The 16,918-nt window shown below is 44.2% G+C and carries 18 protein-coding genes; 17 read left to right on the top strand and 1 reads right to left on the bottom strand.

Annotated features, from left to right (window positions below; translation table 11 throughout):
- Nucleotides 1–45 precede the first annotated feature (45 nt).
- A complete protein-coding gene (gene radA, locus SNE26_RS21235; RefSeq protein ID WP_321555900.1) occupies nt 46–1,524 on the top strand; it encodes a DNA repair protein RadA in 1,479 nt (492 codons plus the stop codon).
- Between the two features lie 137 nt (nt 1,525–1,661).
- On the opposite strand, the gene SNE26_RS21230 is transcribed toward radA, so the two are convergent.
- Nucleotides 1,662–1,943 carry a hypothetical protein gene (locus SNE26_RS21230; RefSeq protein ID WP_321555899.1) on the bottom strand — a complete coding sequence of 94 codons (282 nt, stop codon included), beginning with the start codon at nt 1,941–1,943 and terminating at the stop codon, nt 1,662–1,664.
- 128 nt (nt 1,944–2,071) lie between these two features.
- Between SNE26_RS21230 and SNE26_RS21225 the strand changes: the two genes are divergently transcribed.
- The 16 genes from SNE26_RS21225 to SNE26_RS21150 all read left to right on the top strand — a co-directional run bounded on the left by SNE26_RS21225 (nt 2,072) and on the right by SNE26_RS21150 (nt 16,782).
- Entirely contained in the window at nt 2,072–2,365 is a 294-nt protein-coding gene (locus SNE26_RS21225; protein ID WP_321555898.1) for a nucleotidyltransferase domain-containing protein, read from the top strand.
- Nucleotides 2,355–2,609: a HepT-like ribonuclease domain-containing protein gene (locus SNE26_RS21220; RefSeq protein WP_321555897.1), complete on the top strand. Its 255-nt coding sequence runs from the start codon at nt 2,355–2,357 to the stop codon at nt 2,607–2,609. The genes SNE26_RS21225 and SNE26_RS21220 overlap by 11 nt, the downstream gene beginning before the upstream one ends.
- A gap of 47 nt (nt 2,610–2,656) precedes the next feature.
- Nucleotides 2,657–4,531 carry a PDZ domain-containing protein gene (locus SNE26_RS21215; protein WP_321555896.1) on the top strand — a complete coding sequence of 625 codons (1,875 nt, stop codon included), beginning with the start codon at nt 2,657–2,659 and terminating at the stop codon, nt 4,529–4,531.
- A gap of 2 nt (nt 4,532–4,533) precedes the next feature.
- Entirely contained in the window at nt 4,534–5,841 is a 1,308-nt protein-coding gene (locus SNE26_RS21210) for a M20/M25/M40 family metallo-hydrolase (RefSeq protein ID WP_321555895.1), read from the top strand.
- A gap of 268 nt (nt 5,842–6,109) precedes the next feature.
- On the top strand, nt 6,110–6,640 hold the full coding sequence (locus tag SNE26_RS21205) for an ATP-binding protein (RefSeq protein ID WP_321555894.1): 531 nt from the start codon (nt 6,110–6,112) through the stop codon (nt 6,638–6,640).
- A 271-nt stretch (nt 6,641–6,911) separates the two neighbouring features.
- The gene (locus SNE26_RS21200; RefSeq protein WP_321555893.1) at nt 6,912–7,472 is read left to right on the top strand and encodes an RNA polymerase sigma factor; all 561 of its coding nucleotides are present in this window, start codon (nt 6,912–6,914) and stop codon (nt 7,470–7,472) included.
- A complete protein-coding gene (locus SNE26_RS21195; protein WP_321555892.1) occupies nt 7,469–8,044 on the top strand; it encodes a hypothetical protein in 576 nt (191 codons plus the stop codon). Before SNE26_RS21200 ends, SNE26_RS21195 begins: the two co-directional genes overlap by 4 nt.
- On the top strand, nt 8,025–9,482 hold the full coding sequence (locus SNE26_RS21190) for a hypothetical protein (protein ID WP_321555891.1): 1,458 nt from the start codon (nt 8,025–8,027) through the stop codon (nt 9,480–9,482). The genes SNE26_RS21195 and SNE26_RS21190 overlap by 20 nt, the downstream gene beginning before the upstream one ends.
- A 114-nt stretch (nt 9,483–9,596) precedes the next feature.
- Nucleotides 9,597–10,535, top strand: coding sequence for an AraC family transcriptional regulator (locus SNE26_RS21185; protein WP_321555890.1), 939 nt, complete (start codon nt 9,597–9,599; stop codon nt 10,533–10,535).
- A 204-nt stretch (nt 10,536–10,739) separates the two neighbouring features.
- On the top strand, nt 10,740–11,804 hold the full coding sequence (locus SNE26_RS21180; RefSeq protein WP_321555889.1) for an IS110 family transposase: 1,065 nt from the start codon (nt 10,740–10,742) through the stop codon (nt 11,802–11,804).
- 643 nt (nt 11,805–12,447) lie between these two features.
- The gene (locus SNE26_RS21175; protein ID WP_321555888.1) at nt 12,448–13,188 is read left to right on the top strand and encodes an SDR family oxidoreductase; all 741 of its coding nucleotides are present in this window, start codon (nt 12,448–12,450) and stop codon (nt 13,186–13,188) included.
- Between the two features lie 133 nt (nt 13,189–13,321).
- Entirely contained in the window at nt 13,322–14,074 is a 753-nt protein-coding gene (locus tag SNE26_RS21170; RefSeq protein ID WP_321555887.1) for an SDR family oxidoreductase, read from the top strand.
- A gap of 101 nt (nt 14,075–14,175) precedes the next feature.
- Nucleotides 14,176–14,604, top strand: a complete 429-nt coding sequence (locus tag SNE26_RS21165) for a hypothetical protein (RefSeq protein WP_321555886.1) — start codon at nt 14,176–14,178, stop codon at nt 14,602–14,604.
- A gap of 145 nt (nt 14,605–14,749) precedes the next feature.
- Entirely contained in the window at nt 14,750–15,322 is a 573-nt protein-coding gene (locus SNE26_RS21160; RefSeq protein ID WP_321555885.1) for a Crp/Fnr family transcriptional regulator, read from the top strand.
- 18 nt (nt 15,323–15,340) lie between these two features.
- Nucleotides 15,341–15,826, top strand: a complete 486-nt coding sequence (locus SNE26_RS21155) for a GNAT family N-acetyltransferase (RefSeq protein ID WP_321555884.1) — start codon at nt 15,341–15,343, stop codon at nt 15,824–15,826.
- A gap of 98 nt (nt 15,827–15,924) precedes the next feature.
- Nucleotides 15,925–16,782, top strand: a complete 858-nt coding sequence (locus SNE26_RS21150; RefSeq protein ID WP_321555883.1) for an NAD(P)-dependent oxidoreductase — start codon at nt 15,925–15,927, stop codon at nt 16,780–16,782.
- The last annotated feature ends 136 nt before the right edge of the window (nt 16,783–16,918 follow it).

Raw genomic sequence — 16,918 nt, 5'->3', positions numbered from 1 at the left:
AAATAATCTGCATATTTGCACATCTGTAATCTGCACAACTGAATAATGGCCAAATCAAAGATCGCGTACTTTTGTCAAAGCTGTGGCTTTGAATCGCCCAAATGGCTGGGTAAATGCCCGTCATGCCAGCAATGGAACACTTTTGTTGAGGAGGTGATTGAAAAAGGTAATGCATCGGTACCGGCCTGGAAACCCGCGTCAACCAGCCAGCAGCGGGCCAATAAACCCGTGCAGGTGGCTGATATCACCTATGCCGAAGAACATCGTGTACCTACGCCGGATAAAGAGTTTAACCGCGTTTTGGGCGGTGGTATAGTACCCGGCTCACTGGTGCTTATAGGTGGGGAACCCGGTATAGGCAAATCAACGCTGATGTTACAGTTGGCGCTTAACATGCCCCATCAAAAGGTGCTCTATGTATCGGGTGAAGAAAGTGACCGGCAAATTAAGATGAGGGCGGAAAGGTTATCGCCCCCCCCGCCCCCTAAAGGGGGGGCTAAAAATAGCGCTTCAACAAATTTTGATGATAAACAAGCTCCCCCTTTAGGGGGCGGGGGGGGCGGCGCTTGTTATATCCTTACCGAAACATCAACCCAAAATATATTTAAGCAAATAGAATCATTAGAACCCGACCTCGTGGTGATCGATTCCATCCAAACCCTGCACTCGGCACATATCGAATCAACACCCGGCAGCGTATCTCAGGTTCGGGAATGTACTGCCGAACTGCTTCGTTTTGCTAAAGAGACTTCGACCCCGGTATTTTTGATTGGCCATATTACCAAGGACGGCATGATTGCAGGCCCGAAAATATTGGAGCATATGGTTGATACCGTGCTGCAGTTTGAGGGTGACAGGCACCATGTTTACCGGATTTTGCGGACCATCAAAAACCGTTTCGGCTCATCATCTGAACTGGGCATTTATGAAATGATGGGTGAGGGCCTGAGGGAGGTGTCCAATCCGTCGGAGATCTTGCTCTCGCACCGGGAAACACCATTGAGCGGCATCACTATTTCGGCTACCTTAGAGGGTATGAGGCCAATGCTGATTGAAACCCAGGCCTTGGTTAGTACTTCGGCGTATGGTATGCCGCAGCGCACCGCTACGGGTTTTGATACCAAACGCATGAGCATGCTGCTGGCGGTATTGGAAAAACGCTGTGGTTTCAGGCTGGGTGCAAAAGATGTATTCCTGAATATTACCGGCGGCATAAGAGTTGAAGATCCTGCCATTGACCTCGGCCTCGCCGCGGCTATCATATCCTCGCATGAGGATATGCCAATCCCGTTCAAAACCTGCTTTGCAGGCGAGCTCGGTCTCTCGGGCGAGATCAGGGCTGTGAACCGGGTTGAACAGCGCATTGCCGAAGCTCAGAAGCTTGGCTTCAACCAGATCTTTATTTCCAAATATAACCTCCCCGCCAGTGGCCAGGATAAGAAGCGTATGGATCTTTCCCGCTACAATATCGACATCAAAATTGTAAGCAGTATTGAAGAGGTTTTTGGCTTGTTGTTTGGATAAAGGCGAAAGCTTAAAGCCGAACGCCCAAATTGAAAGGCGATTAACTCTTGCTTCCTGTTTAGTCGTTAACCTTTTGGTCAACCTATTTTAGAACAGGACGCGCTTTGCTTTTGGCTTTCAGCATTCCGCTTCTTTGCCTAAAACTTTAAATTTAATTTAAGCCATTCTTGTACGCCTTCCTGGCTGGTGATATCGGCAGGAAGTTTATCGTGAATCAGTTTTTCCATTTTATTGCCGGTATTGGCAAAACGGTAATCCCATATCACCATTAATTTATTGATCAGGTATACCATCTCGTTCCCTTCGTTCTTATCAAACGCAGTATGATCGGGCCTGCCATTTACACGCGGATCATTCGGGATGTAAGCAGTCCATTTATAATCGGTGTAATGTAGGTTTCTTCTTGAAAAAAGGATCATAAGCCGGCAAATTTCTTTAAATGTACACATAATAAAATGAATGGGGCCGGATTAGGGGTTTTAAATGAAGTAGCAGCGAGGCTTGAAGGATGTAGTTTTAGCAATTGATTAGCTATATTTGTATTGCGATGCAGTTATCAACTAAGGACATACAAATACTGAAAGATTACTTTTCGGGGCAGCCCGTAATAAAGGCATATCTGTTTGGTTCCTATTCGCGCAATGAGGCCGGCGATGAAAGCGATGTTGACATCCTGGTTGATCTTGACTACTCAAAGCATATTGGTTTGGGGTTTGTATCGATGCAAGATGATATACAGCAAAGACTCCATAAGAAGGTTGACCTTGTTTCGTCAAAAGCTATATCTAAATACCTTTCGCCATTTATCGAAAAAGACAAAATCCTGATTTATGAGAGGTAAGATGGGCGATAGCCAAAGATTGCTTCATATTTTAGAAGCAATTGACGAGATCCATTCTTATACTTTAAATACCGACTTGACAACATTTCTTTCAAATTCAATGATGCGGTTTGCCTGCGTTAAGCAAATTGAAATAATTGGTGAGGCTGCCAACTACATTACTCCTGAAACAAAAACTTTATTTACGGATTTGGAATGGAAGCAGATCATTGAGATGCGGCATCAAGTAATAATATTGATATAATTTTTTTGCCGATTTAATAGTAATTTCAGCGCAGATAATTTAAGTTGATGAAAAAATTACTACTCTTTACCGCCGCCTCGGTACTTGCATGCAGTGTTATGGCACAGCAGGAACCACAAAAAGCCATTTACTATTCCATATCATTTCCAAACGCGGCCCATCATGAGGCCGAGATCAGCATGACCATTCCGCAGGCACCATCAGGCGCTTTCAGGGTGCGGATGAGCCGCTCGTCTGCCGGCCGTTATGCAACCCATGAGTTTGGTAAAAATGTTTACAACGTTAAAGCTACCGATGTTGACGGTAAGGAACTGCCATTAACCCAAATTGAAGGTGATGTTTACGAAGTGGGGGACCACCCGGCCGCTGTAAAAGTAAGCTACACTCTTTTTGGCAACTGGACCGATGGCACTTATGCTTCTATTGATCCAAGTCATGCCCACCTGAATATGCCCGCTACGTTTATGTGGGTGGTAGGCCAGGACAAACGCCCCCTTACCTTTGAATTTAACGACATTGATAAATACGGCTGGAAAGTAGCTACACAGCTTAAACACCAGGGCTCAAATGTGTACAGCGCTCCAAATTTGCAATATATGATGGATAGCCCTACCGAACTGTCTAATTATAATGTTAGTAGCTGGGACGTAGTCAATACCGATGGCAAGAAAGAAAAAATAAACCTGACCATGCACTCGGACGATAACCAGGCGGTGATTGATAACTTCGGTAAGATGATCCAGAAACTGGTACTGGAAGAAAAAGCAGTATTTGGCGAATTGCCCACCTATGATTTTGGCGAGTATACTTTTGTGAGCGATGTAAACCCGGCGGTATCCGGCGATGGTATGGAGCACCGTAATTCAACTTCCATAACTATTCCCGCTCCGAAAGTTGAAGGGAATGAAAGTTACCTGATGGGCGTTTATGCGCACGAATATTTCCATAGCTGGAATGTGAAACGCATCCGCCCCAAATCATTGGAGCCCTTTAACTTTGAACACGCCAACATGAGCAGTGAGCTTTGGTTTGCCGAAGGTTTTACGCAGTATTATGGCGAATTATTACTTGCCCGCGCGGGTTTTGTTACGGTTGATGATTATACCAAAACCATTGCCGGTTTAGTAAATCAAATATTAAATACACCTGCTGCTGCCAAATATTCGGCCGCCCAGATGAGCCGCTATTCGGTTTTTGCCGATGCCGGTGTATCTATCGACCCGAACAATAACGTTAACGATTTTACCAGTTACTATACTTACGGCGGGGCTATCGCGTTAGCGCTCGACCTTCGCCTCCGCAGCGATTTTAACATGACGCTTGATGATTACATGCGTGCTGTTTGGCTTAGCCGTGGTAAGGTGATGAAGCCATATACCATTCCCGATCTGCAAAGCGATTTAGGTAAAGTAACCAACAATCCCAAGTTTGCGGCAGATTTCTTTAAGCGTTACATCAACGGAACCGACAAAAACAATTACGAAGAATTGCTGGCTAAAGCGGGCCTGGTGCTGCGTAAAGTACAGCCGGGCAAAGGCTGGGCTGGTCCGCTGGCAGTTACACCTGGCCGTGGCCGTGCAGGTCAGGTACGTGCGGCTGATGCAGAAGGCTTGCCCATACTTTCGAGCACAACCATTGGCACCCCGGTTTACAAAGCAGGCCTTGATGCCGGTGATATAATCCTGAAAGTTGATGGTAAAGATGTAAAAGACCAGAAAGGGTTTAACGATGCCATTGCCGATAAAAAGCCGGGCGATAAAGTTGCCGTAAGCTACAAAAACCGAACCGGCGCCCATGAAACCACTATCACACTTGAAGAAAACCCGAACTTTGAGGTAGTAAGCTTTGAAAAGGCAGGCAAGCAATTGAGCAAAGAGCAGGAAACTTTCCGTAACAACTGGCTGCAATCAAAAGTCAAATAATTATGAAGAAGATTTATATAGTAACAACGGCATTATTAAGCATTTCGGCTTACAGTTTTGCGCAGGATGTTAATAAGCTGATTAGTAAAGATGACGTAACCCGCATTATCAAAACCCTATCGGCCGATGATATGCAGGGCCGGGCGACTTTTACTCCGGGCATTGAAAAGGCGGCTCAATTTATTGAGAGCGAATATAAAAAGGCCGGCCTTAAGCCTATGGAAGGCAATACCGGTTACCGTCAGAACTTTACGATGGTCCGTTCAACTCCTGTTAGCTTATCCGTGAGCATTAACGGCAAAACTGTAGCTGCCGACAGCATATTTGCCAGCAGTACAGATTCGTTTAAATGGGCGAGTGATAAAGATGTACAGGTACTTACCGTGGGTGCGGATAAAAATTTCAGGACCGAGTACCGGGCAGCCTTGCAAAGCGGCAAAAAAACGCTTTTGCTGATCGATCCTAAGTTTAAAGATCTGTTTAGCAGGGTTAAGTCGTATTTAGGGGCGGGCAGCACAAACTTTAAAGGCAAAGTAAAACAGCCTTTGGTGTTTGTGTTAGGTAAGTTTGATGGCACAACATCGCTTGATGTTAGCTGCGATATAAAAAATGAGGAACTGCCGCTGTTTAATGTTGCCGGTATCATCCCCGGTAAAACCAAGCCCAATGAATATGTGGTATTTTCGGGCCATTATGACCATTTGGGCATTATCAAACCCGATAAACCCGGTGTAACTGATACTATTGCTAACGGAGCAGATGATGATGCTTCGGGCACAACAGCTGTGTTGAGCCTGGCTAAATACTATAAAAAGCTTAATAACAATGCCCGCACACTTATTTTTGTAGCCTTTACTGCCGAAGAGATTGGCGAATATGGGTCGCAGTATTTTGCTAAACAAATAGATGCAGATAAGGTAGTTGCCATGTTCAACATCGAAATGATAGGTAAGGCCTCCAAATTCGGCACCAACTCGGCATTTATTACCGGGTTCGACAGATCGGATTTTGGCAAGATATTGCAGAAGAACCTGGAAGGTACAGCCTTTAAGTTTTACCCGGACCCATACCCGGACCAGGACCTGTTTTACAGAAGTGATAACGCGTCGCTGGCTGAAGTTGGCGTACCGGCCCACACTATCTCAACCGACCAGATCGATATAGACAAGCTATACCATACTGTTGGCGATGAGTTTAGTTCGCTGGATGTGGATAATATCACTTCGGCCATCCGCGCGATAGCGTTAAGCTCACGTACCATAGTTTCGGGGCAGGATACGCCGACGCGGGTGCCGAAGAAGACGGAGTAGGGGGAGACAACCTTTGCGTTAGGTTAGAAGCGGATACCGGCCATGTGGTTAATGCCTGTGCAGTATGAGCGGATAGCCCGGCCGCAGGCAACGCCCCGATTAAAAGAATGACTTTTTAATTCCCTCCCTCGGGAGGGGTGCGTTGGGTGTGCGTAGTGCAGGGAGGGGTTTCTGCGTTATTAAAGCGAATAAGTTTGTCGGCGAAACCCCTCCCTACACCCTCCCAGGGGAGGGAATCGCACTTTCCGGCGCTTTTCCTTTATAGTCTATGAACAAAATACTCAAAATAGCAGTTGTAGGCCCCGAATCGACAGGGAAATCAACCATGTCTGAATACCTGGCGGCGCATTATAATACGATAGCTGTGCCGGAGTATTCGCGCGGGTATTGTGCAAACCTTAAGGGCGATTGTACCTGGCAGGACGAGATAAATATGTTTCACGGTCAGGTGGCGCTTGAAAAAAAGCTGTTGCCGCAGGCCAACGGGATCCTGATTTGTGATACCACTTTTTTAACGGTGAAGATCTGGAGCGAGGAAATGTTTGGCAGTGCCCCGCAGGAGGTTCTTGACGAATTGCCCCGCCATCCTTACGATTTTTATTTGCTCCTGGATATCGATCTGCCCTGGCAGGATGACCCTTTACGTAATTTCCCAACCAAGCGCGCATATTTCATGAACGTTTGGCACCACGAACTTCAGGCGCTCAACGCCCGGTATGTGGTAATATCAGGCCTTGGACAGGATAGGTATGATAATGCGGTGAAAACGGTGGATGAGTACCTGAACCGTGATTTTTAGGATTAAGGAATTGCCGGGATGATGTGGAGATGTGCAAATTTCAGATGTGCAGATTGATTCAATTATTCTGTAAATTCATTAATACAAATTCAGGTTCAGACAAGATCATTTACATATCTGCACATCTGAAATTTGCTCATCGTTCAACCTGTACATCTGCCCCTAACTTAAAACCGTCAAAAAAATTATCAATAATTAAAAAAATATTTTTCCCCATACGTGCAACGTTGCAAAATGCCTTGCGTCTATTAACCTGAAGCCGGTCACGAATTTGGAAGCAATATATATTGATAAACATTACAACCTGGTAATTGAGTGCAAGCAGGGGAGCAAAAAAGCCTGTTATGAGCTTTACCGTTTGTATTCGAAAGCTATGCTGAACGTGGCCTTTCGGATAGTGGGCGATATTGCCGAAGCAGAAGATGTGCTGCAGGAAGCTTTTGTGGATGCCTTTGCCAAGCTGAAGGACTTTAGGCAGGATACCACATTTGGCCTCTGGCTTAAGCAGATTGTTGTGAACCGGTCGATCAACCTGCTTCGCAAACGCAAGCTGGAACTTGTTGAGCTGGAAGACGGCTATCTTGAAAATATTGCCGATGACGAGAGCTGGGATGATGAAGACCTGCAATACCAGGTTGCCAGGGTAAAAGAAGGCATGAACCAGTTGCCCGATGGGTACCGCATTGTACTGTCATTATATCTGCTGGAAGGATATGACCACGAAGAAATAGGACAAATATTGAATATATCAGAAAACACATCAAGAACCCAGTTTTTGAGAGCCAAAAGAAAGTTAATTGAAATTTTAAACAGGAAAGGAACAGAATCATGAGCAAGCGATTTGAAGATTTCATGCACGACAATAACGAAGAATTTAACGAAATAGAACCATCGGCAGATTTGTGGGGTAAAATTGAGGCGCAGCTCAATTTTTTGGACCAGGAGCACGGGCAACCAAAAAAGCGGGAAGCAAAGACTTTTTCGCTGGGCTTCGTGCTAAAAGTAGCCGCATCGGTCATCATCGTAATGGGAATAGGCTTCGGCATATATATACAAAGCCAAAAAGGCACAAAAGGCGTTGACCTTGCCGCTATTAATCCCGAGTACGCACAACAGCAGGTGCGCTATGCATCGCTTGTTGAAACCAAGCTTACCGAACTTAAGTCAGCATCTAAAAATGATCCGCAGCTATACAAGGAGTTCAGCGCCGAGATAGCTAAGATGGATTCCACCTATAAAAAACTAAACAGTGATTTAGCCACCAGCCCTAACCAGGAACGTGTTTTACGTGCAATGATCCGGAACCTGCAAATACAAACCGAGGTGCTAACTCAGCAATTAAATGTAATTGAACAGTTTAACCAGATGAAAAAGGAACAAAACAATGAAACCAAAAATATTTAGTCCGGCCCTGCTTACGCTTATCGTCCTGCTAACCATAAGTACAGCAAACTTTGCACAGGTAAGTCCTGCGGCCCCGCCTGCGCCGGTAAAACCCCAATTACCACCTACGCCGCCTGCTGCCGGGTTAAACATGGATAATTGGACTTCGGTAACCGACAGCAAGGAGTATCAGCAAAAAATGAAGGAGCTGAATGTCAAAATGCGCGAACTGCAAAAGGAAATGAGCAACCTGCGGGTACAGCAGCAAAAGCAGATCCATCTTAAAATGCAAAATATGCTGAAGTTCAACAAACAGCTTGCTTTTAAGTTTAAGGATAGTCTGAAGCTTAAAAACTTTGATAGCCTGAAGTTTAAAATGAAGTTTAAGGGATTTGATAGCTTGAAGTTTGCCGATAAGTTTGAGATGCTTAGCCCTAATATTAACTTCGGTTTTAAAAACTTTGATCAGAACTTTAGCTACAGTTACGAGGGTAACGAGCGCTATGAAAAGCAGGTACAAAACGGCGATATAGTTGAAAAAACAAAAAGCTACAGCAAAAGCTATAATGTTGATGGCAACGATGTGATTAACATTGATAACAAATTTGGCAAGATCACCGTAATTACCTGGGCTAAAAACGAAGTTAAGGTTGATGTACAGATCAAGGTTGGAGCTAATGATGAAGATAAGGCCCAAAAACTACTGGACAATGTAACTATCAAAGATAGTAAAGATGGTTCGGGCGTATCGTTCAGGACGTCTATCAGTCAAAATGATGATGACAACGGCAGCTGGGGCAACTTGTTTGGTAAGAAAAACTCTGTGCGTAAAATGGAGATCAATTATACCGTTTATATGCCGGCTAAAAACCCGCTTACCATCACCAACAAATACGGCAGTACCGAGTTGCCAGACCTGAGCGGTAAACTCAATATCAATAACTCATATGGCAGCCTTAACGCCAAATCCTTAAGCAACCCAGCTTGCCAGATCAGGGTTAAATATGGCAGTGCAACCATTGGTACGCTTACAGGCAGCGATTTGGATGTAGCTTATGGCAGCCTTAATCTTGGTGATTGCGATAAGCTCAATGCCGATGTAAGCTACGGTTCAGCAAAAATTGGCCGCATCACCACATCAGGTAATATCAACGTGAAATTTAGCGGTGCGCTAAATATTGGCGAGGTTGATAAAAATGTGAAAAACCTTTCGGTTAATTCGTCCTACTCAAGCGTAAAGTTAGGTGTAAGCGACGGCCAGAATGCCGATTTTGATATTACGGTGCACTATGGGAGCTTTAACTACGGCGGCCATGATGTTAACATCACCAGCAAAACCCCTGCCGATGGTGAACGTGGCTATAGTCCCACAAAAACCTACAAAGGGCATTTAGGCAAAGGCGGCAGTGATAAAACCATTACCATCAGTACAAGTTATGGCAGTGTAAGCTTTGATTAAAATATATTAGACGTAAAAAAACGGTGTGTCGTAATTGATACGCCGTTTTTTATTGATCACCCCGTTCTTGCAAATCTCCTCCATCCCTCATAGCTTTGATGCAAACCTCTCATCATGCATCACCAGGATAATGAAAAGCAGATCTTTAATACCCTTTATGATCAGTATAAGCACCTGGGTCTGCCGCTTGAACTGATTAAGCATACCGATTTTACGGTTTTTAACCTGAAGGATATTAATCAGCCTGTGCCGTTTAAATCACCCTTGAGCAGGCTTAACTTTTTTGTTTTTGCCTTTATAAAAGATGGGGATGGTGATTACACCATTGATGAACAGAATTATAAACTGCAGCCCCGAGCCATTTACTTTACCAATCCCGGGCATTTTCGATCATTCAATTGGGAACGCATTGGCGATGTGTACCTGTTTACGCTCAGCGAATCGTTTTTAAAGGAAAATGTACACGCCAATATCTTTGATGAGTTCCCGTTCCTGCTGGCCGAAACATTCCCGGCCCGCGTACTTACGCCTGAAGTTTTTGGAGAGTTTGATGTTTTGTATCATCAGATCCTGAAAGAGTATAACTCGGATAGTCCATATCGCTATCGCATTATCGGCAGCCTGTTTGTAGTGGTGCTGCTAAAATTTAAAGAGTATTTCTGGAAGGATTATAACCCGATATATGAAGGTAACCGGAGCTCGGAAATTGTAAAGAACTTTAAACGCCTGCTCGAAAAACATTACCGCGATTTAAGTAACGGAATTGCCGAACAAGCCTACCGGGTGCAGGACTATGCCGATGCGCAAAGCCTTCACCCCAATTACCTGAGTACCGTTATCAAAATAAAAACAGGCAAAACCATCAGCACCTGGATAGCCGAAAAAACCATAGCCGAGGCCAAGGCACTGTTGCAAAATTCAAAGCTGTCTATTAAAGAGATCGCTTTTCGTTTGGGCTTTTCAGAAGCTACCCATTTCAGCAATTATTTTAAAAAGCATACCGATACCTCACCAGCATTGTTCAGGAAGGGGCACAATAAGGTAACCTCTTAATAAAAAATTGTCATTTCGATAGAGCAAGCAGAGGGAAAGTGTGTTGGGGCGAAAGAGAAATCTTATGCACGCCGCTAAACAAACATACATACAGTTTACGCCTTGTATAAGATCGTATGCATGAATTAGTTAAAGAAGAGTTCTTGAAAAAAAGGTTGTAGATTAAAGTGAAAACTAAGAACAAACACTTTAAATCAAGAACTCATGAAACAAGTTACACAATTAGATTTTAGCGGACAAAAGATTTTTGCAGGCATAGATGTTCATAAAAAGTCATGGAAGGTGAATATCCGGAGTGAGCAGATGGAACTGAAGACGTTTTCGCAAAATCCATCGGCAGAAGAATTAAGTGCTTACCTGAAGCGCAATTACCCTTTAGCGGATTATCATGTTGTTTACGAGGCAGGCTTTTGTGGTTTCTTCCATCAGCGGAAATTTAACGAGGCGGGGATTAACTGCATCGTGGTTAACCCGGCTGATGTTCCGACTACAGGCAAGGAAAAGCAACGCAAATCAGACCTTGTAGATTGCCGGAAATTGGGTCAGGCCTTGAGTAAAGGTCAGCTCACTGGTATTTTTATTCCCGGCATTGAACAACAGGATGACAGGGATATCATCCGCACTTATAATCAGATGGTAAAAGACCAGACGCGTTATAAAAACAGGATCCGGGGATGGCTTAACTTCCAGGGGATAACATTCGGTGAATCAGAGAGCCGGTATTGGTCTAATGTTTTTACCCGTTGGCTTAAAGAACTGTCACTGAATCCATCGGCGAGGACAGCACTTGACCTGAAGCTACAGGGCTACCAGCAGGCCCGGGATATGGTGCTGGCTGCAACCAGGCAAGTTCGCATCCTGTCCAAACAGGAACGGTATAAGAAAAGAATAACCCTGATCCGGACAATTCCAGGCGTGGGTGAGATCACCGCTTTATGGTTTGTAACAGAGGTGGGAGATGTTAACCGGTTTAAATCACTTGACGCTTTATGCGATTATGTTGGCCTTGTGCCAAATACTCACAGTACCGGGGACAAGGAAAAAGTATCAGGCCTGACCAGAAGGGCCAATCACCAGCTCAGGGAAAAACTTATTGAAGCCAGTTGGACAGCTATACGTACCGATCCGGCTATGACAATGGCATTTAACGATTATTGCAAGCGGATGAAAAAGAATAATGCCATCATCAGGATAGCTAAAAAAATCCTCAACCGGATCCGTTATGTGATGAAGAACGAGGCTCCGTATGTAATAGCTGTAGTGCAATAATATAGAACTAATAATGCAGGATAAAACAATCTGTTTTGTTATCTGATGATAAACCGGAATGAGAAATCCGCAGCCCTTTTGAGGTGTCTGCTTGTATAAGACTACGGTTATCATTTTATCTAATAATTTAAACGCGATGCTGCGGCCCGTTATGGTGTCCGCTTATAGGAGATTGATTGTTGTTTATCGATGCATTAACATCACTAAAAGTCGGTGAAGGTTTTCTTAGCCATGGGCGAAAAAGATAGACAATAAAAAAGTCTCCTGTTACAGAGACTTCTTTTATCTAATTCGGCGGATCATATTGCTGGCAGGTTGCTCCTCAGCAGAGCCTGTTTCCTCTTCTGATCTGCAAAGGAAAGTTAAGAAAACATGGCAACGCTTTGCTTAATTATTTATAAATTATAACTTTATAAAAAATCTATTAACCCAATTCTGGAATATCAGCCTTGCTTTAGATTATTTTCATCATAGGAGATTTCTCCCTACGGTCGAAATGACAAACTTTTTATATTACCATTACCCAATCTTAAATATTCGTATGTAATGCTTTGATATGTGTATCATTCAGGGGCCTTGCTCTTGCCACCTTTGTATTGTCAATCAACGACAACAAAACATAAACAATATAACAAGGGAAACCATGAACACATTAGCATCAAAAGTAGTATTAGTAACCGGCGCATCAAGAGGCATCGGTGCAGCAGTAGCCCACAAATTAGCAGCCGAAGGCGCTAAAGTAATTGTCAATTACGCGGGCGGCAAAGAAGCTGCCGACCAAACCGTAAATTCTATCAAACAACAAGGTGGCGATGCCATTGCCTTGCAGGCCGACGTAAGCAAGGCCGGTGAAGTGGCAGCCATGTTTGATGCAGCCATCGCTCACTACGGCAAAATAGATGTACTGGTTAACAATGCCGGCATCATGATCACCAAATTGATAAAAGACACCACCGACGAGGATTTTACCCGCCAGTTTGATATCAACGTTCGCGGTACATTTAACACCATGCGTGAAGCCGCAACTAAGCTGGCCAATGGCGGTAGCATCATCAACTTTTCATCAACTACTACCCGCGTTATGATGCCAACTTACGCTACCTACGTTGCAACCAAAGGCGCGGTAGAGCAATTAACCCGCGTATTTGCCAAAGAAGTTGGCGCAAGGGGCATCAATGTAAACACAGTATCTCCGGGCCCAACAAATACCGAACTGTTTACCAAAGGCAAACCCCAGGAACTGATTGACCGCCTGGCATCGCTATCTGCCTTTAACCGCATCGGCGAACCCGAGGATATTGCCAAAATAGTAACCTTCCTGGCAAGCGACGAAGCCAAATGGATCTCGGCACAAAATATTGGAGCTAACGGGGCAATGGCGTAAGTGGAGAGGCAAGAAATCAAGAGTCAGGAAGCAGGACAGGAAGAATCAAGAAGTAAGAAATCACGAGTCAAGAATCCAGGATCAAAGAAATCGGTGTAATCAAAAAATCATCACAATCAAAAACATAAAAATCATGAACTCACTAAATAATAAAGTAGCAGTAATAACCGGCTCAGCCCGTGGTTTAGGTAAAGCAATTGCAGAACGTTATGCCGCATTAGGCGCCGACATCGTGATCAACTATTCGCGCGATAAAGCATCAGCAGATGAAGTGGTAAGCAATATCAAGGCCATGGGGGCAAAGGTGATAGCCGTACAAGCCGATGTAAGTAAAGTGGCTGATATCGAAAGACTGTTTAAAGAAGCAAAAGACGCATTTGGCAAGATTGATATCGTGGTAGCTAATGCCGGTATCGAGCTGGTTGAAACTCCGGTAACTGATTTTACAGAAGAACAGTTTGACCGTGTGTTCGGCATCAACACTAAAGGTACCTACTTCACCATGCAGCAGGCAGCTAAGAATGTAGAAGATAATGGCCGGATCATTTACATCGCCTCCAGCACTACCTCATTCCCTGTACCCGGAATGGCCGTGTACGGAGGCAGCAAAACCACCCCGAGGTACCTGGTTGATATCCTTTCAAAGGAGATTGGTCACCGTGGTGTAACAGTTAACTCCATCATACCGTTTGCTGTTGATCATTCAGGTATCTTTGCCGAAGCTGATAGTTACCCCGCATTAAGAAAACAATTGCTTGACAGTTGTCCGATGGGCCGCCTGGCCGAAGTTGAAGATGTGGCCAATGTGGCCGAGTTTTTCGCCAGCGATCTTTCATCATTTGTGAACGGACAGCATCTGTTGGTAAACGGCGGCGCAACAAATTAATTATCAGTTTAGTAACATAGGGTTGCAGGTTATAGTCTTAGCTATAAACTGCTGCCCGTATTAAAAAAGTAGCATTATTTGATTTATACATCTACCATGCCATGAAAACGCTTAATCATTATATCATATACGGTACGTTAATTACCTCTACTGTAAACGCTCAGGCTGTAAAAGCAACTACTTCAATTATCCAAAACGTCAATGCCATGAATACCGAAAAGCTAAGTAACCCGGTAGTAAAACAAGCCATCGATGCCCTGCAAAACGGTGATCGGCAAGCCTGGTTTGCTTTGTTCACTAACGATGCCCAGCTTTTTGATGATGGTAATAAAATGAACTTTAAAAGTTTTTTTGAAAAAGCTTTAGGCCACGAACGATTTATTAGTATTGATAAGGTGGAGCAAAACGGCCTGCATGTTTATGGTAAATTCCATAGTGATCAGTGGGGCGATTTTAAAACTTATTTCAAGTTTACGGTTGGTGCTGATGGCAAGGTCAGCAAATTGGAGATAGGGAAGGCGAGTTATTGAAATCGCCCTTTTCTATTCATCACGTCATTGCGAGGTACGAAGCAATCGCGAACTATACAGGGCTTAACTGTTGATAGGGGATTGCTTCGTACCTCGCAATGACGCTTAAGAAAAAATTTATATTTCTTTATCTGATCTTTGTATCATGCAACAGCAACTCATTGCCCGCTTACAGCAGTTAAAGCCCATCCCGGTTGAGGATCAGGAACTCATTGTGAAAGCCTTTGAGCCGATAAGGGTTAAAGAAGGAGATACGCTATTGCCTCTGAAGCGTGTGGCACGACAATTGTTTTTTATTACCAATGGTGTGCTGCGTATTATGGCACAGAATGATAAAGGGAGCGAGGTAACCTACTTCTTTTTAAAAGAGGACCAGTTTTGCACCATCCTTTACAGTTTTAATAACAATACGATTGCAGAGGAAAGTATCCAGGCCGCCTGCGATACGGAACTATTGGCTATCAGTAAAAACAACCTGCTTGCTTTATATGAAAAGCTGCCTTATCTCAAAGGAATGATCGATCAGATTTCGCAGCATACCCTTATGGAGAAAATAAAAACGCGGAACACTTATCTCGGTTATGACTCATCAGAAAGGTACCGGTTGTTTTTGGAGCGGCAGCCCGGGATAGCTATGAGGGTGTCGCTCACTGATGTCGCATCTTACCTTGGTGTAACCCCGCAATCGTTGAGCAGGATCCGAAAAAATATTCGCTAACATAAAAATCACATACCTATGATAACTATTAGAAAAGCAACCGTTGCAGATCGTGACCCGGTATGGCAGATCATCCGTGAGGTTATATCCGGCGGCGATACCTATGTATTTGACCCTGCATCACCTAAGGAGAAAATGCTGGCCTATTGGTTCGATCCCGAAAAACATACTTATGTGGCTGTTGATAATGACGATGTTGCAGGCACTTTCGTGATCAGGGATAACCAGCCCGATCTGGGTGCTCATGTGGCCAACGGGGCGTATATGATTTCCTCAAAAGCTGCCGGCAGGGGAATAGGAAAGCTTATGGGCGAGTATTCTTTACAGGAAGCAAAGCACCTGGGCTATAAAGCCATGCAATTTAACTTCGTGGTTAAAAGTAACCGGCGGGCAGTACAGCTGTGGCAAAAATTAGGCTTTGACATCATCGGTGAAATCCCGGATGCTTTTAACCATCAGCAAAATGGGTTCACCAATGCCTATATCATGTACCGCAAGCTTTAGTGTAAACAAGGTTTCTTATCAGTGGTTAAAATACTGCTTGGATAATGATAAAAGCGGCATCAATAAAATCTATATAAATTAAAAACATAATAGCTATCATGAATACAGTAAAAACAGGTTGGATAGGATTAGGGAAAATGGGGGCTCCTATGTCGCAGCAATTGATCAAAGCGGGATATCCGCTTAGTGTTTATAACCGAAGTAAGGATAAGGAAGAGGCATTTAAGGCACAGGGCATTGGTACAGCTGCTTCGCCTGCATCATTGTTGAATGACGTTGATGTTGTTTTCATCATGGTATCGGACGATAAGGCCATTAATGATATTTTTCATGGAGATGAAGGTTTGTTAGCTGCAAACGTAAGCGGCAAGATCATCATTAACATGAGCACCGTTTCACCTGCTATCAGTAAGGAGATGGCATGGGCTTGTAAAGAACAAGGCAATCATTATTTAGATGCCCCGGTATCAGGCAGTGTAAAGCAAGCGGAGGATGCTATGCTGGTTATTATGGTTGGAGGCGAGGCCGGTGCATTTGAGCAGGCTAAACCAATCCTCGAAAAAATGGGCAAGCTTGTTATGCTGGTAGGCGAAACCGGTGCGGGCAACGTAGCTAAACTGGCCATCAATACTTTGCTTGGTATTGTTGCACAGGGCCTTGCCGAAACAGTAACATTGGCTCAGCAAAATGGCATTGAAGCCGAAGCACTAACCACGCTGATCGGTAACAGTGCATTGGGCAGTCCGTTCATCAAAATAAAAGGTGATGCCATTGTTAATGATAATTACCAGGCGGCTTTTGCTTTAAAACACATCGCTAAAGACTTGCGCCTGGCTAAGGATCTCGGTTTGGCTACCCCGCTGGGTAAAACTGCATATCAAACCTACCAGGATGCCGAAGCAGCTTTTGGTGAGGAGGATATTATTGCAGTGATGAAGCAGGTAGGAGGAAAATAAGGATTAACATGCATTACGTCATGCCGAATTTATTTCGGCACCCCACATGCAAGGTGTAAACCATGCATGTGGATGACCTGTCCTGTGGGATCCTGAAAACAAGTTCAGGACGACGGTTGGAGTAAACCGGTATTGA

It is taken from the genome of Mucilaginibacter sp. cycad4, assembly GCF_034263275.1.
Classification (GTDB): Bacteria; Bacteroidota; Bacteroidia; order Sphingobacteriales; family Sphingobacteriaceae; genus Mucilaginibacter.
Note: the sequence above shows the minus strand (reverse complement) of the source record. Positions and strands in the feature narration are given on the sequence as shown.